General features: G+C 63.5%; 1 protein-coding gene. It reads left to right on the forward strand.

What is annotated here, in order from left to right; genetic code table 11:
* Window positions 1–80 precede the first annotated feature (80 nt).
* Window positions 81–759: LysR family transcriptional regulator (locus AC1DU6_RS33755; protein WP_477862741.1), on the forward strand; the 679-nt coding region annotated here is incomplete at its 3' end.

Genomic DNA, 759 nt, shown 5'->3' on the forward strand with positions numbered 1-759 from the left:
GAACGCTATCTCGCCGCGCATGCTCATGACCGCGCAGCGGCCGAATAATGATCAAACGAACCCGCGACGGATTTACAGATATGGACTGGGACAAGCTGAAGGTGTTTCACGCGGCAGCGGAAGCGGGGAGCTTCACGCATGCAGGCGAGCAACTGGGCCTGTCGCAATCGGCAGTCTCACGACAGGTGAGCGCGCTGGAGCAGGAACTGGCGGTCTCGCTGTTCCACCGCCACGCCCGCGGCCTGATCCTCACCGAACAGGGCGATCTGCTGTTCCGCACCGCTCATGACGTGTTCATGCAGCTCCAGGCGGCACGCGCCAAGCTGACCGACAGCCGCGAGCGGCCGAGCGGCGACCTCAAGGTCACCACGACCCCGGGCGTCGGCATCAACTGGCTGATCCCGCGCCTTGGCGAGTTCACCGCGCTCTATCCGGAAATCCGCATTTCGCTGATCGTGACCGACGAGGAACTCGATCTGTCGATGCGCGAGGCGGATGTGGCCATCCGTACCCGCAAGCCGACCCAGCCGGATCTGATCCAGCGCAAGCTGTTCGCCATGGGAGTCCACGCTTATTGCTCGCCGGAATATATCAAGCATTTCGGCACCCCGCGCACCCTCGACGAACTCGACGGGCACCGCATCATCATGCTGAGCGACGCGCAGGTGTCCCCGCACCTGCAGAACCGCAGCTGGCTGATCGATGCCGGGCGTAACGGCTCCGGCCCGCGCGAGCCCTACTTCAAGGTCAACAATATTC

The sequence above is a fragment of the Roseateles sp. P5_B10 genome (assembly GCF_056400485.1).